We start from the raw sequence: 26,996 nt of genomic DNA on the forward strand, positions 1-26,996 counted from the left end.
CGGTGAACCATCCACATCGATCCCCATGGGCGAAGTGCCGGGGTTCGGATCGCCCACGGCGCAGGGCCATCAGGGCACGATCCATTCGGTTCAGTCCGCGAGCCGCCGCAACCGCTCCGGCGGCATGCCGGTCCGCAAGCCCAGTTCCAGCAGCGTCGCCATGCGGTGCCGCGGATCCGCGGTCAGCGCGGCGTCCAGCGCCACGCCGGCCAGCGGGCCGTCGCCCCGCGCGTACGCGCAATAGCCCAGCAGCGCGGCCGCTTCGGCGCGATCGGGGTCGGGCAATGCCCGGGTCAGCTGGGTCCACAACGCTTCCGCACCGTCGGCGTGCGGGCCGGGGGCAAGTCCGAACATGATGTCGCGCAGCGCCGGATCCCGTAACGCCACGGCCAGATCCGCCAGCTCGACCGGGGCGAGGCGGGCCCCGGCCTCGGTGCGTTCCAGATAGCGCAGCACCCGGCACAATTCGAGTCGCAACCGCACCCGCGGATCACCGTGGTGCACCAGCCGGGCCAGCCGCCGGCCCGCGGCGGCCGCCGCGATCTCGAGGGCGGCGGCGGTCGCGTCCCGCGCCACGGGATCGACCTCGAGCACATCGGTCAGTTCCCGGCGGGACCCACGCAGCGGGCGGCCGTCGAGGACGTGACGCAGGGTCACCATCGACGTCGCCGGATCGTGCTGGAGCCCGCGCGACCACGGGCCCGACAGCGTCCACCAGGACAGTTCCGGCCCGATGGCCCGCACCGCCCAGGCTCCGGCCAGCGGCACCGCGTCCGCGTCGAGCCGATGTTCCAGGGCGGCAACGAGATCGGTGTGCTCGCGCGACCTGACCCCCGCGTGCCGACCATCGGGTTCGGTCGCGCGATCGTCGACCACTAGCGCCAGGGCCGCGACGGCCCGGTGCCGCACACAGATTCCCGCGACTCGATCGACCAGCAGCCCCGTCGCGGATCGGCCCGGATGGTCGAGATCCATCCGGGTCACCACCTCGACCGCGGCGACCTCCGGTGAGTCCGGGTCTGCCCGCAGCACGGCCACCACCAGCGACCGCACCGGCATGAAACCGAGCATCGCGGGGACGGCGGCGATCAGATCGTCGGGCGCGCGCAGCCGCGGCCCGCACTCCCCCGGATCCTCGAACGGCGGATCGGCCGCGGTGTCCGGGCGATCGGACAGGGCCGGCACCGGGCGGGACGCGGACTCCCCGGTCAGCACGGGTTCGACGGTCGGCACGGGTTCGACGGACAGCGCGGGCCCGATCGGCGGCGCGGGCTCAATCGGCGGCGCGGGCTCAATCGGCGGCGCGGGCTCAATCGGCGGCGCGGACTCGATCGGCGGCGCGGGCTCAATCGGCGGCGCGGGCTTGATGGGCGGCATGGGTTCGATGGGTGCGTTCATGCCGTCGAGCGTGCGCCCGGCCGCCGCTCGGCCCCGATCGACGACCTCGGGTTTCGCTGGGGCTGTGGATGATTCATCGTCCCGATGGCGCGCCGTGGAGTACTGGGCGTGGCCCGGCAGCCGCGGGCGGGACTCTGTCGGTGCCCGTTGTTATCGTGCGCCCGCCCACGCGGCCGCCCTGCCCGCGAGCCCTGCTCCGAACCCCCGGGCCGAAAACATGAAATGCAATCATTTCATTTTGCCCGCCCCGTCGGGTTCCCGCTGCTAGTGTCCGCCTGGCACTGCCCCGCGGCAGCGCCGGAAGGAGACCGTGCGCAACGAAAGACGCCTAGGCGCGCCGGGACTCGGCCAGGATCGCCAGGTAATGCGGATTGGTCATGATCCCCAGGACATTGCCGAACGGATCCACCACCGAGGCAGTCACGAATCCGGTGCCCTCACCACGCTCGATGATCGGCTCGTGAACCGTCGCTCCCATGCCGAGCAGCCGCTCGAAGGTGGCGGCGACATCGTCGACATGCCAGTTCACGATCTGACCGCCCGGGACATCCGGGCGCGAGGGCGCAAACTTGCCCGCGATGATGCCCAATTCGGCCTGGTAGTCACCGATGCGGAACTCGTAGTACCCGCCCGGCACGGCGAAATACGGCTGCACGCCGAGCAGGTCGCTGTACCAGTCCTTGGCCGCCTCGAGGTCGTCGGCGAAGTAGTTGACGGTGGCCATTCCACGCAGCATGGTCGTTCTCCTCGGTCGGTTCAGCTGGTTACCTCACCATCATCACGCACAAAGTGCTCACCAAATGAGCACTTTTCCGGGCAGAATTCCGGATATGCGCGCGGATCGATTGGTGGCGACCCTGCTGTTCATGCAGACCCGGGGCCGGGTGACCGCGGCCGAGGTGGCGGCCGAGCTCGAGGTGTCGGTGGCGACCGCGCGCCGGGACCTGGAAGCCCTGTCCACGGCCGGTATCCCGGTCTACCCGCAGCCCGGGCGCGGCGGCGGCTGGGCGCTGGTCGGCGGCGCGCGCACGGACCTGAGCGGACTCACCGGCCCCGAGGCCCAGGCGTTGTTCCTGCTGCTGGGTCCGGTGGCCACGGCGAGCCCGGCGACCAAGTCCGCGCTGCGGAAGCTGTTGCGCGCCTTGCCGCCCACCTTCCGCGACACGGCCGAGGCGGCGGCGACCGCGATCGTGGTGGACTCGGCCCGCTGGGGCGAGTCCAGCGAACGGCCACCGGCCCTGGTGGACGAGTTGCAGCGGGCGGTGGTGCGCCGCAGCCGGATCCGGCTGCGCTACGAGCGCGCCGGGCAGCGGACCGAGCGGCTGGCCGATCCGTGGGGACTGGTCGACAAGGACGGCATCTGGTACCTGGTGGCCGGAACCGAGCACGGCCGGCGGACCTTCCGCGTGGACCGGATCACGAGCGCCGAGCCGACCGGCGAGATCGCCTCCCGGCCGGAGGATTTCGATCTGCCGGCCGCCTGGTCGGAAGTGGTCGAGGAGGTCGAGCGGCAGCGCTCCTCGCTCGTGGCGACGGTGCTGATCACCGCCGAACTGGCCCCGGTGCTGCGCAAACAGCAAGGGCGGCACTGCGTTCTGGACGGCCCCGCCGAAGACGGGCGGGTACGCGCCCGGGTCACCGCGCCGACGCCGCTCATGATCGCCCAGCAACTGGCGGGCTGGGGCGCGGCCGTGGAGGTGGTGGAGCCGGAATCGGTGCGCGCGGAACTGGCGCGCCTGGGCGCGGAGCTCGTTGCCCGCTACCGTACCCGGGAGTAACCGCTTCCCGGTTATGCGATAATCGAATGATGTTGCAGCAGTGGCGATTTCGTGAACTTTCACAGTCCGCCACTGTTACAGTCCGCCCGGCGCGACCCCTTCAACGCGCCGAAAGGATTTTCCGTGAGTAAACAGCTCCACCCGGATCTACGACGGCCCGCCGCCGGCGTGACGGCGGCCGCCGCGCTCGCCATGGTGGCCGGTTCCATCCTCGCTGCCCCGGCCGGCGCCGCCATCGAGAACATCAATGTCGCGGGCCTCACCAGCGACAAGCCGTGCAGTGTCGCCGACGGTTGCGTCATCCAGGCCTCGTTGAGCGGCGCCGACCAGCTGACCCCGGTCGACTTCCTGGTCAACGGCGCGGTCATCGGCACCCTCACCCCCGTCTCCTATGGCGCCGGCGCGGCCGCGAATCTGGCCTGGCACCCCACCAATGACGGCACCTACACCGTGGGCGTCCGCCAGGGGCTGGCCAGCGTCCAGACCGTCTACATCGTCGGCAAGGGCGGAACCTGCCCGCCGATCTCCGCGCTGATCCCGGGCTCGTCGGGTGGTTCGGCGGGCACCGGTTCGGGCGGCAGCGGCTCGGCCACCGGCTCCGGCGACAGCGGTTCGGGCACCGGCTCGGGCGGCAGCGGTTCCAACTCGGGTTCGAATCAGCCGCTTCCGGCCTGCTGATGGGGTCCGGGAGCCGGGCAGGCAGGGTCGGCTCCCTTTCCCGCGACGTCCCGGGCCCCGAGGACGCTCAGCCCTTGCGCACCTTGCGGACCGCCGCGGTGAACAGCGTGTCGAGCGCCTCGGTATCGGAGGTGGACCCGGAAGTCATGTACGTCACAGCGACCCGCACCTCGCCGACCTGACCGATCAGCGTCTGCATGCTGCGGGTCAGGCCGTCGCGGTTCTCCGGACCGCCCGGCCGATTCTCGGGACCGGCCGTGCGACGCACGGCGAGTGAGTCGTCGGCGAGGACCGGCGGCGGCGGATCCAGTTGCGTGGTCACCACCGTGGTCACCCCGGTGTGCGCGACCTTCACGGTCCCGCAGTGCTGCAACTGATCCCGCAGGGTCGACAGCGGCTTGCCCGGGCGGGTCAGCACCACGGTGAGTGTCGCCTGGCCACGGTCGTCGGTCCCGACCGAGACCGCCGGACCGCTCTTCGGCGCGACCGGCGCGCACGTGCTCGGATCCACCTGAGCGCCTGGCAGATACCCCTCGAGGTCGTAGGCGGCCTGAGCCGCGGACTCCGGCGACAGCACGATCGCGGTGTAGCGCGACGGGAATTGCGAGGGGTCGGGCAGCATCGCGGTGAGCGTCTTGTCGGCGACGGCGACCGGCGCCGGATTCTGTGCGGCGATCGGATGCCCGGTGACCGTGGTCCCGCAGGCCGCCAGCGCCGTGCCCAGCGTGACGATCCCCACCATCCGAGCGGGCCTGCGGGTGCTGCGTATTGCGGGTGCGGAGGGCTCGGTCACCCCGCCCACTATGCCGAAAATCGGCTGTTCACACCGAATGCCACGCCGCGCGCCGGGCATCGCGGGAATGCGGGTCCGGGTGTGGCGTGTTGCAGTGCGGGTGCGGGTGCTGCGCACCTGTCATGGGCATGAGGGACAATGGGGTTGGTCGCGAAAGTGGGCCACGCAGGAAGGAGTACGCGATGGACTACGAGTCGCGAATGTACGAGCTGGAGTTCCCGGCTCCGCAGCTGTCCTCTCCCGACGGCTCGGGCCCGGTGCTGGTGCACGGCCTCGAGGGTTTCACCGACGCCGGGCACGCGGTACGCCTCGCCACCACGCATCTCAAGGAGAGCCTCGAGAGCGAACTGGTCGCCTCGTTCGACATGGACGAGCTGCTCGACTACCGCTCGCGGCGTCCGCTCATGACGTTCAAGACCGATCACTTCTCCGACTACACCGAGCCGGAACTGAGCCTGTGGGCCCTCAAGGACACCGCGGGCACGCCGTTCCTGCTGCTGGCCGGGCTGGAACCGGATCTGCGCTGGGAACGGTTCGTGACCGCGGTGCGCCTGCTGGCCGAACAGCTGGGCGTGCGCCGCACCATCGGTCTGAGCGCGATTCCCATGGCCATCCCGCACACCCGCCCGCTCGGCGTCACCGCGCACGCCTCCGACTCCGATCTGGTCGGCGAGCACCAGCGCTGGCCCGGTGAGCTGCAGGTGCCCGGCAGCGCGTCCTCGCTGCTGGAGTTCCGGATGGCCCAGCACGGGCACGAGTCGGTCGGCTTCTCGGTGCACGTGCCGCACTACCTGACCCAGACCGCCTATCCGGAGGCCGCGCAGACGCTGCTGGAGAACGTGGCCGCGAACGCGGGCCTGGAACTGCCGCTGGCCGCGCTCACCGACGCCGCCGCGCGGGTGCGCGAACAGGTCAACGAGCACATCGCGGGCAATTCCGAGGTGGAGACCGTGGTCGCCGCGCTCGAGCGGCAGTACGACAGCTTCGTCACCGCCCAGGAACGCCAGTCCAGCCTGCTGGCCAGCGAGAACGATCTGCCCACCGGCGACGAGCTGGGCGCGGAGTTCGAGCGCTTCCTGGCCGAGCAGGCCGGGTTCGCCGACGGCGACGGACCGGAGAACCCGCCGCTGCGGTAGTGGTCGTTGCGGGATTACCCGGCGCCGACCGGTAACGTCTGTCGGCGTGCAGCTGTCCGAATTGGTTCCCGACCGTGCCGTCTCCGACGTGGACCCGGACTGGTTGTACGAGACCTTCGCCGACTGGGCGGGCTCGGAGGGCCTGAACCTGTACCCGGCGCAGGAAGAGGCGCTGCTGGAACTGGTGACCGGGTCCAACGTCATCCTCAATACCCCGACCGGGTCGGGTAAGTCGCTGGTCGCGATCGGCGCGCACTTCGCCGCGCTCAACAAGGGCGAGCGCAGCTACTACACCGCGCCGATCAAGGCGCTGGTGAGCGAGAAGTTCTTCGCGCTGTGCGAGGTGTTCGGCGCCGACCGGGTCGGCATGGTGACCGGTGACGCCGCGGTCAACCCGGACGCGCCCATCATCTGCGCGACCGCGGAGATCCTGGCCAATCTGGCGCTGCGCGAGGGCGCCGCGGCCGATGTCGGCCAGGTCATCATGGACGAGTTCCACTACTACGCCGATCCCGATCGCGGCTGGGCGTGGCAGGTGCCGCTGATCGAGCTGCCCAAGGCCCAGTTCCTGCTCATGTCGGCCACCCTCGGCGAGGTCGATTTCTTCGCCGCGGACCTGACCCGGCGCACCGGCCGCGAGACCGCCGTCGTCTCCGGTTCGGAACGGCCGGTGCCGCTGAGCTTCTCGTATGTGCGCACCCCCATCACCGAGACGCTCGAGGATCTCGTGACCACCAGTCTCGCGCCGGTGTATGTCGTGCACTTCACCCAGGCCGCGGCCATGGAACGGGCGCAGGCGCTGATGAGCGTGAACATGTCCTCCAAGGCCGAGAAGGAGGCCATCGCCGCGGCCATCGGGGAATTCCGCTTCGCCACCGGTTTCGGCAAGACGCTGTCGCGGTTCATCCGCCACGGTGTGGGCGTGCACCACGCGGGCATGCTGCCCAAGTACCGGCGACTGGTCGAGAAGCTGGCGCAGGACGGACTGCTGAAGGTGGTGTGCGGCACCGACACTCTCGGCGTCGGCATCAATGTGCCGATCCGCACGGTGATGCTGACCGGGCTCACCAAATACGACGGTGTGCGCACCCGCCGGCTCAATGCCCGCGAGTTCCACCAGATCGCGGGCCGCGCCGGGCGCGCGGGCTTCGACACCCTGGGCACCGTGGTGGTGCAGGCTCCCGAGCACGAGGTGGAGAACGCGCGCTTGATCGCCAAGGCGGGCGACGATCCCAAGAAGCTCAAGAAGGTCCAGAAGAAGAAGCCGCCGGAGGGTTTCGTGTCCTGGTCGGAGGAGACCTTCGACCGGCTGGTGGCGGCCTCGCCCGAACCCATGGTGTCGCGGTTCAACGTGACCAACTCGATGCTGCTGAACGTGATCGCGCGCAAGGGCAATTGCTTCCACGCCATGCGGCACCTGCTGGAGGAGAACCACGAGCCGCGCGCGGCGCAGCGCCGGCACATCCTCAAGGCGATCCGGCTGTATCGGGCGCTGCGCGACGCGGGCGTGGTGCAGCAGCTCGACGAACCCGACGCCGACGGCCGGCACGCCCGGCTGATGGTGGATCTGCAGCGTGACTTCGCGCTCGATCAGCCGCTCTCGCCTTTCGCGCTGGCGGCGCTGGAACTCCTGGACAAGGAGTCGCCGACCTACACCCTCGACGTCATCTCGCTCATCGAGTCCACGCTCGAGGATCCGCGCCAGCTGCTCATGGCCCAGCAGCACAAGGCGCGCGGCGAGGCGGTCGCGGAGATGAAGGCCGACGGCATCGAATACGAGGAGCGCATGGAACTCCTCGAAGAGGTCACCTGGCCCAAACCCCTGGCCGCCGAACTCATCGAGCCGGCGTACGAGACCTACAAGGCCGGGCACCCCTGGGTGTCGGAGTTCGAGCCCTCCCCCAAGGCCGTGGTGCGGGAGATGGTCGAGCGGTCCATGACCTTCGCCGAATTGGTGTCGGGGTACGAGCTGGCCCGCTCCGAGGGCGTGGTGCTGCGGTACCTGGCCGACGCCTACCGGGCGCTGCGGCGGACCGTGCCCGAGCAGGCCCGCACCGAGGAGCTCGACGACATCACCGAATGGCTGGGCGAGCTGATCCGGCAGGTCGACTCCAGCCTGCTCGACGAGTGGGAGCAGCTCACCAATCCCGGCGCCGAGGGCGACGAGCAGCAGGTGGCGTTCGGGGCGGAGACGGTGCGGCCGATCACCGCCAATGAGCGGGCGTTCCGGGTGCTGGTGCGCAATGCCATGTTCCGGCGGGTGGAGCTGGCCGCGCTGCGACGCTGGGAGGCGCTCGACGAGATGGGCGACGACCTGGACTGGGCGGCCGAACTCGGGTCCTATTTCGACGAGTACGAAACCATCGGGACCGGTCCGAACGCCCGGGGGCCGCAGCTGTTCCGGGTCGAGCACCGGCCCGGATTCTGGGATGTCCGCCAGGTGCTCGACGACCCCAACGGCGACCACGGCTGGTCCATCGGCGCCGTCGTGGATCTGGCCGAGTCCGACGCCGCGGGCGAAGTGGTCTTCGACGATCTGTCGATCACCGCGGGCTGACTCCCCGCCGCCGATCGCGTACCGGCCGCCACGGCCGTCGGGGGTCATACTCTCGTAAGACGTCGCCGAGGGCGGATGAACGAATCCCGGCGTTAGAGTGACGTAATCGATCGTCCGCCGGTTCGTTTTTCGAGGCTCAACGCGTGTATTGTCTCGCAGGTTGCCTGAGTCCCTGCCGCCCTGGCCGACAGAAAAGAGTTCCCTTAGATTGCCCGGTCGAAACATGCCCGAGTCGCCCTGTCTGGTCATCGACCTCGACAAGGTCCGCGCGAACTATCGCGCACTGCACGCCGCCCTACCCGCGGCACGAATTCGCTTCGCCGTCAAGGCGAGTCCCGTGCCGGAGATCATCCGGCTGCTGAACGACGAGGGCGCGGAGTTCGACGTCGCCAGCGTCGGTGAGATCGAACTCTGCCTCGCTCAGGGCGTTGATCCGGCCGTCATGTGCTACGGCAATCCGATCAAGAAGGCCTCCCAGATCGCCACCGCCTACGCGGCGGGCGTGCGACGCTACGCCTTCGACACCGAGGACGATCTGGAACGCATCGCCGAGCATGCGCCGGGCTCGGAGGTCGAGTGCCGGTTCCTGTCCTCGGCCCCGCAGTCGCAGACCCCGTTCGGAACCAAGTTCGGCTGTGCGCCGGGCGAGGCCAAGCGGCTGCTGGTGCGGGCGCACGATCTGGGCCTGACGGTGGTCGGTCCCTACTTCCATGTCGGCTCGCAGCAGCTGGACCCGAAGGCCTGGGGCATCGGGATCGAGCAGGCCGGTGCCATCGCGGAAGCGTTGGCGGTCAAAGACATTCCAGTGACGGCGGTGAATATCGGTGGGGGACTTCCGATTTCGTACGCCGATCCGGCTCCGGGGGTCTCGGAGCTGGGCGCGGCGATCGCCGATGCGGCGGCCCGCTATCTCCCGGAACACACGGCTCTGGTGGTGGAGCCCGGTCGCGCCCTGGTGGGCAACACCGGTGTGATTCACGCCGAAGTGGTGAATGTTCGTGTAGCGCCGGACGGGCGGCGCTGGGTATACCTCGACATCGGCCGCTACAACGGCATGGCCGAAACCGAGAACGAGTACATCGCCTACCGATTCGAAACCGATCGGGACGCGGATCCGAAGGACGAGGCGGTAGTCGCCGGTCCTACGTGTGATGGCGACGATGTACTCTATCAACGCACGCGTGTCCTCCTTCCGACCACGTTGCGAGCCGGTGATCCCGTTCGGATCCTCGAGACCGGCGCCTATACGGCGAGTTATTCGTCGGTGTCCTTCAACGGTTTTCCGCCACTGACAGTCCATGTCACTGGCGCTGAGCGAGAGTGAGTTTTAGCCATGATCACGGCAGAATTCACCGGCTGGCATGTGCTGGCCGAGTTCGGTGGTGTCGACGCTGGCCTCTGCGATGACCTCGAACGACTCGAAACCGCGCTTCGAAAATCGTTGGTCGCCGCGGGGGTGACCATCTGCGATGTCGTGCGCAAGAAGTTCGAGCCGCAGGGTGTCACCATCCTGGCCCTGCTCGCCGAGTCGCACGCCTCGATCCACACCTACCCTGAGTCCGGCGACATCTTCGTCGACGTATTCACTTGCGGCAGCATCGGTTCCGGCGCCACCAAGGCCGTCGAACTGCTGCAGCAGGAGCTGTCCCCGGGGTCGGTCAACATCGAGGTCATCCAGCGCGGCCACACCGCCCGCCGGATCCACGAGCCGGTCGGCGAGGGCCTGACCCGGGTGTGGAACACGACGGAGACCATCGTCGACACCAACACCCCGTACCAGCACATGGTGATCGCCAAGACCGAGCAGGGCATCTCCCTGTTCTCCGACGACGACCGCCAGTCCACGGAGTTCTCGCAGCTCACCTACCACGAGGCCATGCTGGTCCCGGGGTACGCGCTGGCCGCGAAGCTGGACAAGGTGCTGATCATCGGTTCCGGTGAGGGTGTCGCCTCGCAGATGTCGGTGGCCGCGGGCGCCTCGCTCGTCGACCATGTCGACATCGACCAGCTGGAGGTGGAGCTGTGCGCCAAGCACCTCCCCTACGGCTACTCCGAGGCCGACCTGGCCGCGGCGGTCGCGCAGAACGGGCCGATCAAGATGCACTACGCCGACGGCTGGGACTTCCTGGCCAAGGCCGAGGCCGCGGGCGTGCGCTACGACATGATCTGCATCGACCTGCCCGACGAGCGGGTCGAGGACGCGCAGCACAACCGCCTCTACGAGGACGACTTCCTCAACCGCTGCAAGGCGCTGCTGGCCGAGGGCGGCGTGCTCGCCGCGCAGGCCGGCTGTCAGACCATGTGGCGCAACGAGACCCTGAAGCGTTCGTGGACCCGTTTCCACAACCTGTTCGAGACCGTCGTTCCCTACGTCAGCGACGAGCACGAGTGGACCTTCATCTTCGGCACCCCGGCCGCGATCGCGGATCCGGTCGCCAAGATGACCGAGACGCTGTCGACCCTGCCCTATAAGGCCGAGACCATCGACGAGCGGGCCCTGGTCCGCGGCGCGATCGAGCCGCACGCGCTGCGTGTGGGCGTGAGCGTCTAGTCGATCAGCGCGACACCGAAGCGCCCCGCACAGCCTGGCTGTGCGGGGCGCTTCGCTTTTCGTCGTTTCACACAACGGATTTCGTTGTCGCCGCCCCGATCGTCACGCGATCGCGGGGAGAGTGACCACCTGGCCGGCGTAGGCCAGGCCCGCGCCGAAGCCCAGCAGCAGCGCGGTGTCGCCCGGCTTGGACGCGCCCGAACGCAGCAGCTGCTCCATGGCCATCGGGATGGAGGCGGCGCTGGTGTTGCCGGTTTCGGTGATATCCCTTGCGACAGCGACGTTCTCGGGCATGTGCAGCGCGCGCACCAGGGCGTCGGTGATGCGGCCGTTGGCCTGGTGCGGCACGAAGGCGTCCAGATCCTCGACGTTCACGCCCGCCTGATCCAGCGCGTCGCGGCAGGCCTTCTCCAAGAACGTTACGGCCCAGCGGAATACGGCCGCACCGTTCATCCGGATATAGGGCCGCTCGGCGTGCCCGCCGGCGGCCTCGGCCGCGGCCACCTCGGCGAAGTAGCTCTTGAAGTCCTTGTCCTGCTTGATCGCGGCGGTCTGGCTGCCGTCCGAACCCCAGGCCACCGGGCCGATGCCCTCGACGTCGGAAGCGCCCACCACGACCGCGCCCGCTCCGTCGGCGAAGATGAACGCGCAGGTGCGGTCGTCCTGGTCGAGCAGGTCCGAGAGCCGCTCCACGCCGATCACCAGTACGTGGCGGGCCTGTCCGGCGCGCACCAGGTTGGCTCCGTTGGCGAGCGCGTAGCAGAAGCCCGCGCACCCGGCCGAGACGTCGAAGGCGGCGGTGTCGTGCATGCCGAGTTCGGTCGCGACCACGGCCCCGGCGGACGGTCCCAACACCATCTGCGAGGAGGTGGCCAGGATGACCGCGTCGATCTGCTCGGCGGTGACTCCGGCGGCGGCGAGCGCGTCGCGGGCGGCGGCGGTGCTCATGCCGACGATGGTCTCGTCATCATCGGCCCAGTGGCGGGCCTCGATGCCGGAGCGGGTCCGGATCCATTCGTCGGAGGAATTGATGCGGTCGACGATCTCGGCGTTGGGGACCACCCGGCGGGGCCGGTACACGCCCAGGCCGAGCAGGGCGGCGTGGGCTACCGGGGTGGCGGTGGCGATCTGGGCTGACATGCGCGGATTTCCTCTTTTCCCATATGAACCGATCGGTCCACGTGGGTTAGGTTTAACATGGACCGATCGGTTCACACAAGGGCTGGAGGAAATTGCAATGACGGCGGGACCACGCGCCCGATTGATCGCGAGCACCATCACCACCGTCCAGGAACACGGCGTGCACGCGGCCGGTCTCAACGAACTCCTCAAACGCAGCAACGCCTCCAGAAACTCGCTCTACCAGCACTTCCCTTCCGGCAAGGGCGAACTGGTGGCGACCGCGGCCCGCATCGTGTCGCGCATGGTCTACTCCCACGTGAGCCGCATGTCCGACGCGCTGCCGGTCGCGCCCTCCCTCGACGCCTGGGTCGACGAGCTGCTCGGCTTCTGGCGCGGCCAGCTCGAGACCAGCGAGTTCCGCGCGGGATCGTTCATGATGGCCGCCGCCCTCGACGAGCTCGACCCGGCCCTGCAGTCCGCGGCCGGGCAGGCCTTCTCCGAATGGACCGCCCGTCTGGCCGACGGACTGGTCGACGCGGGCATCGAGCGTGCCACCGCCTGCTCACTGTCCGGCTTCGCCCTCTCGGTCATCGAGGGCGCCATCGTGCAGAGCCGCGCCCTGAAATCCAGCCTCCCCTTCACCGACGCGGGGGCCCAGCTCACCGTCCTGCTCCACCACCACCTGCCCGACCGCCGCTGACCCCGGCCGCCGGTTGACTTGGAGCGCACTCCAGGTCGTAGCGTCATGAACAGGCGGCGGACCGCCGCGAATTCCATTCCTACCGAGGAGGATTCATCGCATGATCGCGACCAGGAAGCTCGGCGAGCTGACCGTCGGCGCCCAGGGCCTCGGCTGCATGGGCATGAGCGGCGCCTACGGCGTCCAGGACAACGACGCCGAGTCCATCGCCACTATCCACCGGGCCCTGGACCTCGGCGTCACCCTGCTCGACACCTCGAACGTCTACGGTCCGGAGACCAACGAGCGGCTGCTCGGCCGCGCCATCGCCGACCGCCGCGACCGCGTCGTGCTGGCCACCAAGTTCGGCATCGTCTGGGGTGAGCAGGGCACGCTCGGCGCGCGCGGCGACGCCGCGTATGTGAAGCAGTCCTGCGACGAGTCCCTCGCCCGGCTGGGCGTCGACCACATCGACCTCTACTACCAGCATCGCGTGGACCCGAACGTGCCCATCGAGGAGACCTGGGGCGCGCTCGCGGAACTCGTGCGGGCCGGCAAGGTCCGCTACCTCGGCATCTCCGAGGCCTCCGCCGACACCATCCGCGCCGCCCACGCCGTCCACCCGGTGACCGCGTTGCAGAGCGAATGGTCGCTGTGGACCCGCGATATCGAGGCCGAGATCGTGCCGGCCTGCCGAGAGCTCGGGATCGGCATCGTGCCGTTCTCGCCGCTGGGCCGCGGCTTCCTCACCGGCGCGATCACCTCCACCGCGGATCTGCCCGCCGACGACATGCGCCGCCGCCTGCCCCGGTTCGCTGACGGCAATATCGACGCCAATCTCGCCATCGTCGCGGCCCTGCGGAAGCTGGCCGACGAGAAGGGCGTCACCGCGGGCCAATTGGCGCTGGCCTGGGTGCAGTCCCGCGGCGAGGATGTGGTTCCGATCCCCGGCACCAAGCGCCGCGCCTACCTCGAGCAGAACGTCGCCGCGACCGAGATCGTGCTGTCGCCGGAGGATCTGGCCCGTATCGAAGCCGCCGCACCGGCCGCATCGGTGGCCGGAGCGCGCTATCCCGAAGCGCTCGCGCGCGTCACCAACCGCTAGTACCCGATCCCGGCCCTCGGTGAGGAGAATGACCGCATGAGGATTTCGGTTGCCGCGGACGAGGACACCGGAGTGGCCACGGCCGTGGTCGAGGAGCTGCGGGCGCGCGGGCACGAGGTGACCGTGCACGGGGCCCTCGATCCGGACGAACGCGACGACTGGGCGTGGGCCTGCGAGGCGGCGGCGCGCGATGTGGCCGACGGCCGGACCGAGCAGGCGATCGTGTGCTGCTGGACCGGCACCGGCGCGTCCATCGCCGCCAACAAGGTCGCCGGGGTGCGGGCGGCGTTGTGCGTGGACGCGTATACCGCTGAGGGAGCGCGGAAGTGGAACGACGCGAACGTGCTGGCGCTGAGTCTGCGCCTCACCTCACGCGCGCAGTTGGGCGAGATTCTCGACGCCTGGTTCGCCGGGGCCCCGAGCACGGACCCCGGCGATCGGGCGAACATCGCCCACGTGGATCTGATCAGCTGATCGGATTTCCGGGCTCGGGTGATCAGTCCTCGGCGGCCAGATGCGCGTGCCGCGTGCGCAATTCGCGCTTGAGGATCTTGCCGCTGGGGTTCTTGGGCAGCGCCTCGACGAAGGTCACGTACTTGGGGACCTTGTAGCCGGCGAGGCGCTGTTTGCAGTGGGCGATGACGGCGGCGGTGTCCGGTTCGGTTCCGGTGCGCGCCACCACGATGGCGGCGACCGCCTCGATCCAGCGCGGATGCGGGATGCCGACCACGGCGGCCTCGGAGACGTCCGGGTGTTCGTAGAGGACTTCCTCGACCTCGCGGCTGGCCACGTTCTCGCCGCCGGTCTTGATCATGTCCTTCTTGCGGTCGACGACGCTGAGGTAGCCGTCGGCGTCGAGCACGCCCAGGTCGCCGCTGTGGAACCAGCCGTTGCGGAAGGCTTCCGCGGTCTTGGCCGGATCGTTCCAGTAGCCGAGCATGGCCTGCGGGGACCGGTGCACGATCTCGCCGACCACACCGACGCCGACCGGATTGTCCTCCTCGTCGACCACCCGGGTCTCGACATTGAGCGCCGGCCGGCCCGCCGACCCGGGCTTGGCGAGCTGATCCTCGGGTGCGAGAACCGTTGCCAGCGGCGAGAGTTCGGTCTGGCCGTAGAAGTTGGTGAGACCGACACCGGGCAGGCGCTCGGCGAGTTCGTGCAGCACCTCCACGGGCATGATGCTCGCGCCGTAGTAGCCCTTGCGCAGGGAAGACAGGTCGTAGCTGTCGAAGTCGGGATGGCGCAGCAGCGAGACCCACACCGTGGGCGGGCAGAACAGTTTGGTGGCCCGCTCGGTTTCGATGGTGCGCAACACCGTGGCCGGGTCGGGGCCGGGCAGCAGGATGCTGGTCGCGCCCAGCCACAGGTCGGGGGTGAGGAAGCAGTGCAGCTGGGCGCAGTGGTACAGCGGGAGCGCGTGCACCTCGATATCGTCGGCGCTCATCCGGCCGTCGACGACCACGCTGGTGTACTGCGCGATCAGCGCGCGGCTCGACAGCACCGCGCCCTTGGGGCGCGACTCGGTGCCGGAGGTGTACATGATCTGGATGGGGTCGTCGTCGGCGACGAACACCTCGGGGGCGGAGGCGTCGGGGTGGGTTTCCCAGGCGCTCACCTCCTCCCATCCGGTCACTGCCGGCAGGTCGGCGAGTCCGATCCGGCCGAGCAGCCGGATCTCGCTGTCACCCAGCTGTTTCACCGCGGCTTCGGCCTGCCCGGCGAGACCGTCCTCGGCGATGAGGCCGATCGCCCCGCAGTGTTCGAGGATGAACGCCACCTCGTCGGCGGTGAGCATGAAGTTGATCGGCACCGAGATCGCGCCGAGCCGGGCCAGCGCGAAGTACAGCAGCACGAACTCGCGGCAGTTGTGCGAGTAGATCGCGACCCGATCCCCCTGCCCCACACCGCGATCGGCCAGGCTGTGGGCGACCCGGTTCACGGCAGCGTCCAGGTCGGCGTAACTCTCGCGCCGATCGCGCCACACCAGCGCGGTCTTGTCCGGGACCCGGGCGGCACTGCGCCGCAGCAGATCTCCGAGCGCCTGCGAGCGCGCGCCCGTCACGGTCCGATCAGTGCCCTGTGCATCCATGCGACCAACTTCTACCGCACGAATGTGTCCCGCGTCATACAGTCTCGCTGAGCAGGATCAGATCCCGCCGCCACGCAGCACATTTCGACTCGTAATGATGTAGGTGCCGGGCCTCGAAGTCGGCGGCCGACCAATCGGCCTCGGCGGCCTCGGCGGTCCAGGCGTAGGTCCACGCGTACCCGACCCGCTCCCCCGCGTGCACCGGGACCGGTGTCAGGTCGTACTCGTCGTCCTCGAAGGCGTCGAGCACGCGCCAGTCGTCGGCGCCGAGTCCGGTGAGCAGAAACCCCTCGGCCACGGCGTCGGTCGCGGTGACCAGTCCCGGATACACCCGCCCGGGTAGCGCGGCGGCCCGCCGGCCGATCAGCCGCGCGGGCTCCATCGCCGGTACGCGTCCGAGCAGCGCGGTCAGCACCACCTCGAACCGCAATGTGCCGTAGACGAACAGCGGATCACTCGCGGCCGGCAGTCGGCGCGCCCACCGGTTCATCGCCCGGCGATCCGCGCGAACAGCCCCGCGTCGTGGGAGTTGACGACGGTCACCGTGTCCCCGTGCAGCTTCCGCAGTTCCCGCAGCCGCCGCTGGTTCAGCCGGTACGCCTCCGCCGCGATGGCCCCGGTCTCGTACACCTTCCACCAGAACGGTGTGAACGGTTCCTCGGGGTGAATGCTGGATTCGGTGACGAACGAGTCACCGGCGTGCAGCAGCCATCCGTCGCCGTGATCGATCGCCACCCCGGCGTGACCGCGGGTGTGACCGAGCAGCGGCACCACCAGGATCTCCGGCGGCAGCCCGGGCAGATCGCGTACCGCGGTGAAGCCGAACCAGTCCTCGCCGCCTTCCACCTCGTTCACCATCCACTTGGGCCCGTGCGCCCATTGCGCGGCCCGGTAGCGCAGCTTCTCCGACAGGGTGGGAGTGGCCGTGGCGGCCCGGAATTCGGGTCCGTGGATGTGCACGGTGGCCTCGGGGAAATCCGAGAGTCCACCGGAATGGTCCAGGTCGAGGTGGGTGAGGATGATGTGCCGGACGTCGCGCGGGTCGTAGCCCAGCGCCTGGATCTGGCGGATCGCGGTCTCGCCCTCGGACGGTTTCGCACCCATCAGGAAACGGCTGGCACCCAGCATCTTTCCGGGCTGCCGCACCGCCTCGAGCCCGAACCCGGTGTCGACGAGCACGAGCGCGTCGCGAGTCTCGACGAGCAGGCAGTGATCGATGATGCCGAATCCCATGGTGCCGCAGTTGAGGTGATGGACGCGCATGGCTCGAGCGTTTCAGACGCCCCAGAGTGACGCAACCGCGCAGGTTGCCGCATTTGCCGGGACGTCCGGCGCGACGGCTCAGCGCGGACGGCCCTCGCGGATGATCTCCGCCAGCAGCTCGTAGTCCTCGGCGCGCGCGGTGGAGGACCGGAACGCCAGCCCGACCGTGCGCCCGGGCGCGGGTGCGGCGAAGGTCGCCACGTCGAGGGTGCCGCGCGCGGTTTCGGCGGGGACCGCCATGGCCGGGATCAGGGTGACGCCGAGGTCGCCCGCGACGCACTGCACCACGGTGGCCAGTGACGCGGCGCGGGTGTCGCCGACCGCGCCCGGCTGGGCTTCGTGGGCGCGGCACAGGTCCATGGTCTGATCGCGCAGGCAGTGCCCTTCGTCGAGGAGCAGCAGCGGCAGCGCGTCCAGGTCGGCCGGGGTCAGGTCAGCGCGCCCGGCCAGCTCGTGGCCGCGCGGTACGACCAGCACGAACTCCTCTGTGTAGAGCGGTATCTCGACCAGGCCGGGCGCGTCGGCGGGCAGCGCCAGCATGGCCACGTCGAGCACGCCCGAGCGCAGGCCGTCCAGCAGCCGGGCGGTCTGATCCTCGATGACGTGCGGTGCGAGAGCGGGTACCCGCCTGCGCAATTCGGGCAGCAGCGTGGGCAGCACGTAGGGGGCGATGGTCGGGATGATGCCCAGCCGCAGCGTGCCGCGCAGCCCCTCGCCGGCGGCCGAGGCGACAAATCGGTCGGCCGCCTCGAGGGTCGCGATGGCTTGCGGCAGCAAACGTTTGCCGTCGGCCGTGACCAGCACGCGACGCGTGCTGCGCTCGATCAGCAACAGCCCCAGTCCGTTTTCCAATGATGCCAAGGCCTGCGATAACGTGGGCTGGCTCACGCCGAGCCGGGTCGCCGCGGTACCGAAGTGCCGGTATTCCGCGACGGCCACGAACGCACGCAGCTGTGACAGGGTGGGCTGATAAGTTTGATCAGTCACGCCTATGAGTGTAGTGCGACCGATCACCTTTACCTCTCACCGCTGTTCAGCCAGGATCGTATACAGAAGTCTCGACACAATCGGCATGACTACTTAGAGGAGCATTCATGGCACTGCTGACCATCGGCGATCAGTTCCCCGCGTACAACCTGAAGGCTGTCATCGGCGGTGATCTCTCGAAGGTGAACGCTCAGCAGCCCGACGACTACTTCACCCAGATCTCGAGCGACGACTACGCCGGCAAGTGGCGCATCGTCTTCTTCTGGCCCAAGGACTTCACCTTCGTGTGCCCGACCGAGATCGCCGCCTTCGGCAAGCTGAACGAGGAGTTCGCCGATCGCGACGCGCAGGTGCTGGGTGCCTCCGTCGACAACGAGTTCGTCCACTTCCAGTGGCGCGCCCAGCACGAGGACCTCAAGACCCTCCCGTTCCCGATGCTCAGCGACCTGAAGCGGGAACTGGCCGCGGCCACCGGCGTGCTCAACGCCGACGGCGTCGCCGACCGCGCCACCTTCATCATCGACCCGAACAACGAGATCCAGTTCGTGTCGGTCACCGCCGGTTCGGTGGGCCGCAATGTCGACGAGGTGCTGCGGGTGCTCGACGCCCTGCAGTCCGACGAGCTGTGCGCCTGCAACTGGAAGAAGGGCGACCCGACCATCCAGGCCGGCGAGCTCATGACCGCGTCGGTGTAAGCAAGGCTCGTAAGGAATTTCGTCGTGACCATCGATAACCTGAAGAACTCGCTGCCCGAGTACGCCAAGGACCTCAAGCTCAACCTGTCCTCCATGGCGCGCAGCACCGTACTCAACGAGCAGCAGCTGTGGGGCACCCTGCTGGCCTCGGCCGCGGCCACCAAGTCCGCGACCACGCTGCGGGAGATCGCCGAGGAGGCGGCCGACGTGCTGTCGGCCGAGGCGTACAACGCCGCGCTGGGCGCCGCGTCGATCATGGGTATGAACAATGTGTTCTACCGCGGCAAGGCGTTCCTGGACGGCCGCTACGACGATCTGCGCGCGGGACTGCGCATGCAGATCATCGGCACTCCGGGCGTGGACAAGGTCGATTTCGAGCTGTGGTCGTTCGCGGTCTCCTCGATCAACGGCTGCCAGCACTGCCTGGAGGCGCACGAGCACACCCTGCGTGAGGCGGGCGTGTCGCGCGAGGTGATCTTCGAGGCGCTGCGCGCGGCCGCGATCGTGGCCGGCGTGGGCCAGGCCGTGGCGTCGACCGAGGCGCTGGCCACGGCCGCCGTCTAGCCGGCCGACGGGCGCCGCCCGGGACGCGAATTCTCGGCCGCGGGCCGGACACCACAGGGTGTCCGGCCCGCAGTTTATTTGCCAGAAAATTGCTGCAATCCGGCAACAATGCCCGAAACATCCGGATCGCCCACCTAGACTCCCCGCATGTCTCCGCGCTCCCGGACCCCTGCCCGGCGTCGCTGGCGCAGACTCTTCGCCTCCTCCGTGCTTCTCATCGCGCTCGGCGCGGGTGGCCTGGCGCTGTATCTGAATCGCCACCAGACCCCCGCCGCCGACACACCCCCGCCGCCCGAGCAGTCGGGTACCCCGATCCTGGACGCCACTCGGGCGCGAGCCGGACTGGACCGCCTCACCGTCGCGTGGAACCGCAACTGGGAGACCTACGACCGCAACGCCTTCGGACCCGGCTGGTCCGGACGCGGCGGCGAGCCGGTGCTCACCGGCGGGTGCACCGCACGCGAACAGGTGATGAAGCGCGACCTCACCGAAACCCGTATGGGAGACAGCAATTCGTGCCTGGTGCTGTCGGGCACGCTCGAGGATCCCTACACCGGGGAGCGAATCGCCTACGACCGCTTCACATCCTCCGGTATCGAGATCGACCACGTGGTCGCGCTCGGCGACGCCTGGCGCTCGGGCGCCTCGCAGTGGACACCCGAACAGCGCGAGACGTTCGCCAACGATGTCGGCAATCTGCTCGCCGTCCAGAAGCAGGCCAATCAGGACAAGGGCGCCAAGTCTCCGGATCAATGGCAGCCGCGGCAGGCGTTCCAGTGCGAGTACGCGCGCCGCTGGGTGAGCGTCAAAGCGCGCTGGGGACTGAGCGTGCAGCCCACCGAGAAGAGCGCCCTGGCCGACATGCTCGATACCTGTGGACCTCCCGCTAATCGATAACTGTCGGTAAGCTCGCGTGACATGACCGTTCCGGAAAGTGATAGCGCCCAGATCGAGGTCGTGCGTGTGTTCACCGACGCGGCCGGTCGATTCGGCAGCCCGCTCGGCATCGTGCGCCGCTCCGCCGTGGAGCACATCGATCATCAGGCGCTCGCCGCGCGCGTGGGCCACAGCCTGACCGCGGTGGTCGACGACCCGGTGGACGGCCGGGTGGCGATGCGGATCTACACCCCCGCCGTCGAGGTGCCCTTCGCCGGGCGGGCCAGTATCGGCGCCGCCTGGTGGCTCAACGAGCAGCTCGCGCCGGTGAAGGTCATCGACGTCCCGGCCGGCCCCGTCGAGGTCGCCCTCACCGAGGGGCTGACCTGGGCCCGCGCCCGCGCGTCCTGGTCGCCGACCTTCGAATTCCACCAGTTCGAGGATCCGGAGCTGATCGCCACCCTGGACCCGGCCGACTTCCCGGGCGGCCAGCATTACTGCTGGGCCTGGACCAATGAGCCCCGCGGCGCCGCCCGCGCCCGAATGTTCGCCCCCGGCCTGGGAATTCCCGAGGACGAGGCCACCGGCGCGGCCGCCATCGCGCTCACCGCGCTGCTCACCCGGGGCCTGCACATCACGCAGGGCCAGGGGTCACAGCTGTTCACCGAATGGGACTCCGACGGCTGGGCCCGCATCGGCGGCCGGGCCGCCGCCGATCACCCCATCGTGATCTAGCCCGCTCCCGGGGGATCAAGCAGCGGGGCCGATGCGTCGAGCGGCCGGTCGGCCGCTCAGCCCAGCGCGCTGGCGAACCGCGCGGCCATCTGCACGACCTCGGCCTCGGTGATGACGAACGACGGCGAGATCTGCAGCGCGCCCTGACCGGCCGCACGGGTCGAGACACCGTGCGCGCGCAGGGTTTTCACCATGCCCAGCGCCTCGCCCGGGTCGGCGAGCTGGACCGCGGCGACCGCGCCCAGACCGCTGCGCACCTCGGCCACGCGCGGGTGGTCCGCCAGCGGCGAGAAGTGCTCGTGCAGTAGCGCTTCCAGGTTCTTGCTGGCTTCCAGGAGGTTCTCGCGCTCGAAGATGTCGAGGTTGGCCATGGCCGCGGCGGCCGCACCGGCGTGGCCGCCGTAGGTGTAGCCGTGCCGCCACCACACGCCGCCGGAGAAGAACGGCTCGGCGATGCGGGGCGCGATGAAGACCGCGCCCATGGGGACGTAGCCGGAGGTGAGGCCCTTGGCGGTGGTCATCAGGTCCGGTTCCAGGCCGAAACGCGAGGAGGCGAACCAGGATCCGCCGATGCGGCCGAAACCGGTGACGACCTCGTCGGCGACGAACAGGATGTCGTTGTCGCGGCAGATCTGCCGGACCTCGGCCAGGTAGCCCTCCGGCGGCAGGTAGACCCCGCCCGCGCCGATGATGGGTTCGGCGAAGAAGGCCGCGATGCGCTCGGCGCCGAGCTCCTCGATCAGCGCGGTCAGCGCCTTGGCCTGATCCCATTCGATGGTGCGGGTGTCGGGCATGAAGACGCCGGTGTAGCCCTCGCCGTTGACCGGGATACCGGCCAGCGAGGTGCCGCCGACGTGCATGCCGTGGTACGCCTTCTGCCGGCCGACCAGGATGGTCTTCTCCGGGCGGCCCATCTCCTGCCAGTAGCGGCGGGCCAGCTTGGCGGCGGTGTCGATGCCATCGGAGCCGCCCGAGGTGAAGAAGATCTTGCTGCCCGGCACCGGGGCGAGCGCGGAGAGCCGCTCGGCCAGATCGCGGGTCACCGGGGAGACCAGGTCGCCGAAGTTGGAGTAGTGCGCGACCTGGGTCAGCTGCGCGGCCACCGCGTCGGCGATCTCGCGCCGGCCGTGGCCGACATTGGCGAACCAGAGTCCGCCGGTGGCATCGAGATACTCGGTGCCGCTCTCGTCCCAGATGCGCGCGCCCTCGCCGCGCGCGACCACGAACGCCCCGTCCCGCTCGACCGCACCCATATCGGCGAAGCCATGCCACAGCGAACCCATCCAGAGCACCTCCATCACCCGATACCGGCCGCCCCCAACCGGGCGAACCGACCTTTGCTCACCATCTAACCCGTACGACGGTGAACAGGTCGAACGGCCCCCGGCTGCGCCGCGACGGGCAGCGGGCTCATCCGGCTGCGGCCGCCACGAGCATGTAGGCGGTGCCCAGGTCCATCACCAGATGCGGCACCACGGCCGGCGCTCCCGCCGGGCCACCGGGGTGCGGGAACACTCCCGGCAAACGGCGGCGCAAGCCCGGCGTCAGCATGACCGCGGCGTCGAGCGCGAACAGCGCCGCCAGCGCCAGCAGCGGAGCGGGCGCGGGTCCCCCGGGCCCCGGCACACCGTGCTCGTGCACTCCGTGCCCGCTCATCGCGTACAGCATGGCCGCGGCCGCCAGCACGTGATACGCGAACGCCCCGGCGGTTCCCGCGCCGGCGTCCCCGATCCCGTTGCGCCACCGCAGCATCCGCTCACCCAGCACCAGGGTGTACACGACCACCATGGCCGTCAGCACCCCGCGCACCGCGTGCGCGTCGACGGCCGTCGGAAACACCAGCATTCCCACCATGACCAGGCACATCACCAGATGCGCGGCATCGGATTCGCGATCCGCGCGCGGCCCGTCGCAGCCGACCGGCCGCGCCCGGGCCAACCTGGCGACCACCAGGGCGGCGGCCAGGCAGAAGGCGATCACCGCACTCCACCGCACCAGCCCGTACTGCTCCACGAACAACCCCACGCCCCACCACCTCTCACCGCGGCGACCGGCTCCCCCTCCATGCTGACAGCATCGGCGCGCGCCGCCCGGAATTTGCGCTGCCGAATCCCCCGCCCGCACACCGCCACTCGTGACCGATCACCCGGCCGATTCACTCCCCCGGCCGCCCTGAAACGTTCGTATCGAGGCCATGAACAGAGGAGTCACGCCATGCGACACAACCGAGCCGAGCGCCCGCGCCGAACCGGCGAACCCGTCGACCCGATCGCCGATCTGCGGGCGAATGTGAACCTGCTGCGCTATTCCGTCGATCAGATGACCGAGGCGATGAAGGGCATCCTGCAGGAGATGCGCGGCTTCGACGCGCGCCTGAGCGCCCTGGAGGCCGGTCTCGCCGAGCGCTGAGCGGACCATGCTGAGCGCGGGGCGGACCATGCCGAGCGCGGACCTGGCAACGGCCCGGAGCCTTGCGGCTACCGGGCCGTCTTCAAGCTTCGGGCCGCCGTGCACGTATCCGACGCCCCGCGCCGGCACTCTCGGAAATGTGCACTTCACGGTTCGCCCCACGACGCTCCGAACACCGGCCGGGTAACCCGACAAGATCACGAAACCCTTCCGGCCACACCGAGTGTGGCCGGAAGGGCGGCCGCGCACGGGACACACCGGGGCCGACGGCACGCCAGGTCGGCGAGTTGGCGCTCCAGGTCAGTCACCGCACGGCCCGGGGCGGCGGCTCGCTAGCCTGGCGACATGCGGATTGTGGTCGATGATCTGACCGGGCCCGAGGTGGTCGGTCTGCTCGAGGCGCACGTGGCCGAGATGCTGGCGAACTCGCCGGAGGAGAGCATGCACGCGCTCGACGTGGCGGCGCTGCGCAAGCCGGAGATCACCTTCTGGTCCGCGTGGGACGGGACCGAGCTGGCCGGGTGCGGGGCGCTCAAGGAGCTGGATCCGACGCATGCGGAGATCAAATCCATGCGGACCACGGCCGGGTACCGCGGGCGCGGGGTCGCGTCACAGTTGTTGCGGCACATCCTCGCCGAGGCCGGTGCGCGCGGGTACGCGCGGTTGAGTCTGGAGACCGGATCGTCGGAGTTCTATCGGCCCGCGGTGCGGCTGTACGAGCGTTACGGGTTCGAGCGCTGCGGGCCCTTCGCGGACTACGCCGCGGACCCGCACAGTGTGTTCATGACCCGCGTGCTCTGAGCCGGCGGCGTCAGCGGCGGGCGACCGCCCGGGGTATCAGGCCGGTCACCGCGGCCACGATGACGCCGAGGATCGCGAAGACCACCGCCATCACCACCAGGCCGATGGTCAGCGACCCGTAACCCTGGTCACGCGGGTCGATGAACGGGTAGGGGTACCAGTCGGCGAAGGGGCCGCGGATCAGGGTGTACGCGCCGTAGGCCAAGGGGTAGGCGAGCCAGCCCAGGACGAGTTTGACGGTCGGCTTGATGCCGGGCGCGAGCACCAGCAACCAGTCCGCGATCAGCACGATGGGGATCAGCCGGTGCAGGATGTCGTTGATCCACTTCTCGGTCAGCTGGACGTCGATGTTCGACAGCAGCACCGCGTAGATGATGAGGGTGATCGTCAGGTAGAGGGTGGCCGCGCCGCGCACCAGTTCCCAGCGGCGGCCCGCGGGGTCGCGCAAGCCGCCGACCAGCAGAACGATGACGCCGATGACATTGGACTGGATGGTGAAGTAGCTGAAGAAGTTCAGGTGCGAGTAATTCGGATTATCCAGGTTCCGCAGCGGGATCCAGACCAACGCGACGACCCCCACGATTGCGAAGACGACGCGCAGCGCCCGGATCCACAAGGGCGTACCACCTCTGACGACCATGGCCCAGATCGTCGCATGAGGATCCGCTCGAATGCGGACGATACGCCGATGCGGCACACTTCCGGCAAGCCCGCGGCCGGGCGATCCGAGACCGCGCCGACCGGCACGGACCGACTCTTCGCTATCGTTGACAGTGCAATGACCAGGACCGCCGCCACCTCTCGCGAGCTTCGTTCCCGCCTGGCCGATCTCTCGATCCGCGACGAACATCGCTTGCGTCGCAGGCTCGACAAGGCCCGCGGCGGCGATCTCACCTCCCTCGAAGCCGAATTCGACGCCGCCCAGCGCCGGGTGGAATCCCGCCGGGCCGCCGTCCCGGCCATCACCTATCCCGAACAGCTACCGGTCTCCGCGCGGCGCGACGATATCGCCGCGGCCATCGCCGCGCACCAGGTCGTGATCGTGGCCGGTGAGACCGGTTCGGGCAAGACCACCCAGCTGCCCAAGATCTGTCTCGAGCTCGGGCGCGGGATTCGCGGCACCATCGGCCACACCCAGCCGCGACGGCTGGCGGCGCGCACGGTGGCCGAGCGCATCGCCGAGGAACTGCACACCGAGCTCGGCGATGTGGTCGGCTATACGGTCCGGTTCACCGATCAGGCGTCCGATCGCACGCTGGTGAAGCTGATGACCGACGGCATCCTGCTCGCCGAGATCCAGCGCGATCGACTGCTGCGCCGCTACGACACGATCATCATCGACGAGGCGCACGAGCGCAGCCTCAATATCGACTTCCTGCTCGGGTATCTCAAGCAGTTGCTGCCGCAGCGGCCGGATCTGAAGGTCGTCATCACCTCGGCGACCATCGATCCGGAGTTGTTCGCGCGGCACTTCAGTGACGAGAACGGCACGCCCGCACCGATTGTCGAGGTCTCGGGCCGGTCCTATCCGGTGGAGGTCCGGTATCGGCCGCTGTCGCTGGAGGTTCCGGTCACCTCCGAGGATCCCGACGACGAGGACACCGCGATCGTCGACCGCGACCCCACCGACGCCATCGGCGACGCGGTGCGGGAACTGCAGGCCGAGGGCGATGGCGACATCCTGGTCTTCCTGTCCGGCGAACGCGAGATCCGCGACACCGCCGACTCGTTGCGGGATATGCGGCTACCGCGCACCGAGATCCTGCCGCTGTACGCGCGGCTGTCGGCGGCCGAGCAGCACAAGGTGTTCGAGGCGCATACCGGGCGGCGCGTGGTGCTGGCCACCAATGTGGCCGAGACCTCGTTGACGGTGCCGGGCATCCGCTACGTGATCGACCCTGGCACGGCCCGCATTTCGCGCTATTCGATGCGCACCAAGGTGCAGCGGCTGCCGATCGAGTCCATCTCGCAGGCCTCGGCGCGGCAGCGGTCGGGCCGCTGCGGCCGAGTCGCCGACGGTATCGCCATCCGCCTGTACTCCGAGGACGACTTCGAATCCCGGCCGCAGTTCACCGAACCGGAGATCCTGCGCACCAATCTGGCCGCCGTCATCCTGCAGATGACCGCGCTCGGACTCGGCGACATCGAGGGCTTCCCGTTCGTCGAACCGCCGGACGGCCGCGCCATCCGCGACGGCATCGCGCTGCTCGAGGAACTGGGCGCGCTCGCCCGCGCCGAGGCCGACGCCTCCGCGCGGCGCGAGATCCCCGACGCCGGACTGGTCCTCACCCCGATCGGCCGCGAGATGGCGCAGATCCCCGTCGATCCGCGCATGGCCCGCATGCTGGTCGAGGCCAACCGCGGCGGGTGCCTGTCCGAGGTCCTCATCATCGTGGCGGCGTTGTCGATCCAGGACGTCCGCGAACGACCGGTCGAGCATCAGCAGGCCGCCGACACCAAGCACGCTCGCTTCACCATCGAGGGCTCGGACTTCCTGTCGTACCTGCGTCTGTGGGACTACCTGCGCGAACAGCGCAACGCCCTGTCCTCCAACCAGTTCCGCCGGATGTGCCGCGACGAGTTCCTGCACTACCTGCGCATCCGCGAATGGCAGGACCTGCACGGCCAGCTGCGCACCATCACTCGCGGGCTGGGCTGGAACGCCGAGGGCTCCGACGCCCAATTCGACCGCACCGCAACCGCGTCCGACGACAGCGGCGACACCGGCCGCGGTCGTCGCGGTCGCGGCTCCGGCCGGGCGGGGGATGCGGCGTCCG

The 26,996-nt window shown here is 69.4% G+C and carries 27 protein-coding genes; 16 read left to right on the forward strand and 11 right to left on the reverse strand.

Annotation, left to right across the window (positions count from 1 at the left end):
- Positions 1-90: 90 nt before the first annotated feature.
- Positions 91-1,398, reverse strand: coding sequence for a DUF4192 domain-containing protein (locus tag ACWELJ_RS23500; protein ID WP_452368285.1), 1,308 nt, complete (start codon positions 1,396-1,398; stop codon positions 91-93).
- 328 nt (positions 1,399-1,726) lie between these two features.
- A complete protein-coding gene (locus tag ACWELJ_RS23505; protein WP_452368286.1) occupies positions 1,727-2,134 on the reverse strand; it encodes a VOC family protein in 408 nt (135 codons plus the stop codon).
- Between the two features lie 94 nt (positions 2,135-2,228).
- Between ACWELJ_RS23505 and ACWELJ_RS23510 the strand changes: the two genes are divergently transcribed.
- Both ACWELJ_RS23510 and ACWELJ_RS23515 read left to right on the forward strand, forming a co-directional pair.
- Entirely contained in the window at positions 2,229-3,176 is a 948-nt protein-coding gene (locus tag ACWELJ_RS23510) for a helix-turn-helix transcriptional regulator (protein WP_452368287.1), read from the forward strand.
- Between the two features lie 123 nt (positions 3,177-3,299).
- Positions 3,300-3,854, forward strand: coding sequence for a hypothetical protein (locus ACWELJ_RS23515; protein WP_452368288.1), 555 nt, complete (start codon positions 3,300-3,302; stop codon positions 3,852-3,854).
- Between the two features lie 67 nt (positions 3,855-3,921).
- Here ACWELJ_RS23515 and ACWELJ_RS23520 read toward each other — a convergent pair whose 3' ends face one another.
- Entirely contained in the window at positions 3,922-4,647 is a 726-nt protein-coding gene (locus ACWELJ_RS23520) for a sensor domain-containing protein (RefSeq protein WP_452368289.1), read from the reverse strand.
- Between the two features lie 182 nt (positions 4,648-4,829).
- On the opposite strand from ACWELJ_RS23520, the gene ACWELJ_RS23525 reads away from it, so the two are divergent.
- The 4 genes from ACWELJ_RS23525 (at position 4,830) to speD (ending at position 10,891) form a co-directional block, all read left to right on the forward strand.
- Positions 4,830-5,783 carry a proteasome assembly chaperone family protein gene (locus ACWELJ_RS23525; protein ID WP_452368290.1) on the forward strand — a complete coding sequence of 318 codons (954 nt, stop codon included), beginning with the start codon at positions 4,830-4,832 and terminating at the stop codon, positions 5,781-5,783.
- Between the two features lie 88 nt (positions 5,784-5,871).
- The gene (locus ACWELJ_RS23530; RefSeq protein ID WP_452368307.1) at positions 5,872-8,340 is read left to right on the forward strand and encodes a DEAD/DEAH box helicase; all 2,469 of its coding nucleotides are present in this window, start codon (positions 5,872-5,874) and stop codon (positions 8,338-8,340) included.
- Positions 8,341-8,563: 223 nt separating this feature from the next.
- A complete protein-coding gene (locus ACWELJ_RS23535; RefSeq protein ID WP_452368308.1) occupies positions 8,564-9,664 on the forward strand; it encodes a type III PLP-dependent enzyme in 1,101 nt (366 codons plus the stop codon).
- 12 nt (positions 9,665-9,676) lie between these two features.
- The gene (gene speD, locus ACWELJ_RS23540) at positions 9,677-10,891 is read left to right on the forward strand and encodes an adenosylmethionine decarboxylase (protein ID WP_452368309.1); all 1,215 of its coding nucleotides are present in this window, start codon (positions 9,677-9,679) and stop codon (positions 10,889-10,891) included.
- Between the two features lie 102 nt (positions 10,892-10,993).
- Here speD and ACWELJ_RS23545 read toward each other — a convergent pair whose 3' ends face one another.
- Entirely contained in the window at positions 10,994-12,031 is a 1,038-nt protein-coding gene (locus tag ACWELJ_RS23545; RefSeq protein ID WP_452368291.1) for a beta-ketoacyl-ACP synthase III, read from the reverse strand.
- Between the two features lie 97 nt (positions 12,032-12,128).
- Here ACWELJ_RS23545 and ACWELJ_RS23550 point away from each other — a divergent pair, with 97 nt between their 5' ends.
- The 3 genes from ACWELJ_RS23550 (at position 12,129) to ACWELJ_RS23560 (ending at position 14,271) form a co-directional block, all read left to right on the forward strand.
- On the forward strand, positions 12,129-12,713 hold the full coding sequence (locus ACWELJ_RS23550) for a TetR/AcrR family transcriptional regulator (RefSeq protein WP_452368292.1): 585 nt from the start codon (positions 12,129-12,131) through the stop codon (positions 12,711-12,713).
- A gap of 100 nt (positions 12,714-12,813) precedes the next feature.
- Positions 12,814-13,797, forward strand: a complete 984-nt coding sequence (locus ACWELJ_RS23555; protein WP_452368293.1) for an aldo/keto reductase — start codon at positions 12,814-12,816, stop codon at positions 13,795-13,797.
- 36 nt (positions 13,798-13,833) lie between these two features.
- Positions 13,834-14,271 carry an RpiB/LacA/LacB family sugar-phosphate isomerase gene (locus ACWELJ_RS23560; protein WP_452368294.1) on the forward strand — a complete coding sequence of 146 codons (438 nt, stop codon included), beginning with the start codon at positions 13,834-13,836 and terminating at the stop codon, positions 14,269-14,271.
- Between the two features lie 22 nt (positions 14,272-14,293).
- Here ACWELJ_RS23560 and ACWELJ_RS23565 read toward each other — a convergent pair whose 3' ends face one another.
- From ACWELJ_RS23565 to ACWELJ_RS23580, 4 genes are all read right to left on the reverse strand, one after another.
- Complete coding sequence (locus tag ACWELJ_RS23565; RefSeq protein ID WP_452368295.1) at positions 14,294-15,889, reverse strand: acyl-CoA synthetase; 1,596 nt, start codon at positions 15,887-15,889, stop codon at positions 14,294-14,296.
- 34 nt (positions 15,890-15,923) lie between these two features.
- Entirely contained in the window at positions 15,924-16,379 is a 456-nt protein-coding gene (locus ACWELJ_RS23570) for a gamma-glutamylcyclotransferase family protein (protein ID WP_452368296.1), read from the reverse strand.
- Positions 16,376-17,152, reverse strand: a complete 777-nt coding sequence (locus ACWELJ_RS23575; protein ID WP_452368297.1) for an MBL fold metallo-hydrolase — start codon at positions 17,150-17,152, stop codon at positions 16,376-16,378. Before ACWELJ_RS23575 ends, ACWELJ_RS23570 begins: the two co-directional genes overlap by 4 nt.
- 78 nt (positions 17,153-17,230) lie before the next feature.
- The gene (locus tag ACWELJ_RS23580; protein WP_452368298.1) at positions 17,231-18,139 is read right to left on the reverse strand and encodes a LysR substrate-binding domain-containing protein; all 909 of its coding nucleotides are present in this window, start codon (positions 18,137-18,139) and stop codon (positions 17,231-17,233) included.
- Between the two features lie 107 nt (positions 18,140-18,246).
- On the opposite strand from ACWELJ_RS23580, the gene ACWELJ_RS23585 reads away from it, so the two are divergent.
- The 4 genes from ACWELJ_RS23585 to ACWELJ_RS23600 all read left to right on the forward strand — a co-directional run bounded on the left by ACWELJ_RS23585 (position 18,247) and on the right by ACWELJ_RS23600 (position 21,009).
- Entirely contained in the window at positions 18,247-18,834 is a 588-nt protein-coding gene (locus ACWELJ_RS23585; RefSeq protein ID WP_357282991.1) for a peroxiredoxin, read from the forward strand.
- 24 nt (positions 18,835-18,858) lie between these two features.
- Positions 18,859-19,398: a carboxymuconolactone decarboxylase family protein gene (locus ACWELJ_RS23590; protein ID WP_357096437.1), complete on the forward strand. Its 540-nt coding sequence runs from the start codon at positions 18,859-18,861 to the stop codon at positions 19,396-19,398.
- A 147-nt stretch (positions 19,399-19,545) separates the two neighbouring features.
- Positions 19,546-20,295: an HNH endonuclease family protein gene (locus tag ACWELJ_RS23595; RefSeq protein WP_452368299.1), complete on the forward strand. Its 750-nt coding sequence runs from the start codon at positions 19,546-19,548 to the stop codon at positions 20,293-20,295.
- A gap of 21 nt (positions 20,296-20,316) precedes the next feature.
- Positions 20,317-21,009, forward strand: coding sequence for a PhzF family phenazine biosynthesis protein (locus tag ACWELJ_RS23600; RefSeq protein WP_452368300.1), 693 nt, complete (start codon positions 20,317-20,319; stop codon positions 21,007-21,009).
- Between the two features lie 56 nt (positions 21,010-21,065).
- On the opposite strand, the gene ACWELJ_RS23605 is transcribed toward ACWELJ_RS23600, so the two are convergent.
- Together ACWELJ_RS23605 and ACWELJ_RS23610 are read right to left on the reverse strand one after the other, a co-directional pair.
- Positions 21,066-22,292 carry an aminotransferase family protein gene (locus tag ACWELJ_RS23605; RefSeq protein ID WP_452368301.1) on the reverse strand — a complete coding sequence of 409 codons (1,227 nt, stop codon included), beginning with the start codon at positions 22,290-22,292 and terminating at the stop codon, positions 21,066-21,068.
- A gap of 127 nt (positions 22,293-22,419) precedes the next feature.
- Entirely contained in the window at positions 22,420-23,034 is a 615-nt protein-coding gene (locus tag ACWELJ_RS23610; RefSeq protein WP_452368302.1) for a DUF5134 domain-containing protein, read from the reverse strand.
- A gap of 189 nt (positions 23,035-23,223) precedes the next feature.
- On the opposite strand from ACWELJ_RS23610, the gene ACWELJ_RS23615 reads away from it, so the two are divergent.
- Positions 23,224-23,418, forward strand: a complete 195-nt coding sequence (locus tag ACWELJ_RS23615; protein WP_452368303.1) for a hypothetical protein — start codon at positions 23,224-23,226, stop codon at positions 23,416-23,418.
- A 345-nt stretch (positions 23,419-23,763) separates the two neighbouring features.
- Positions 23,764-24,219: a GNAT family N-acetyltransferase gene (locus ACWELJ_RS23620; protein ID WP_452368304.1), complete on the forward strand. Its 456-nt coding sequence runs from the start codon at positions 23,764-23,766 to the stop codon at positions 24,217-24,219.
- A 10-nt stretch (positions 24,220-24,229) separates the two neighbouring features.
- On the opposite strand, the gene ACWELJ_RS23625 is transcribed toward ACWELJ_RS23620, so the two are convergent.
- Positions 24,230-24,859 (reverse strand): Pr6Pr family membrane protein, encoded by a 630-nt coding sequence (locus ACWELJ_RS23625; protein WP_452368305.1) that lies wholly within the window; start codon positions 24,857-24,859, stop codon positions 24,230-24,232.
- Positions 24,860-24,997: 138 nt separating this feature from the next.
- Here ACWELJ_RS23625 and hrpA point away from each other — a divergent pair.
- Positions 24,998-26,996, forward strand: a 1,999-nt coding sequence (gene hrpA / locus ACWELJ_RS23630; protein WP_452368306.1) for an ATP-dependent RNA helicase HrpA, incomplete at its 3' end; no start/stop codon positions are given.

It is taken from the genome of Nocardia sp. NPDC004582 (assembly GCF_053602115.1).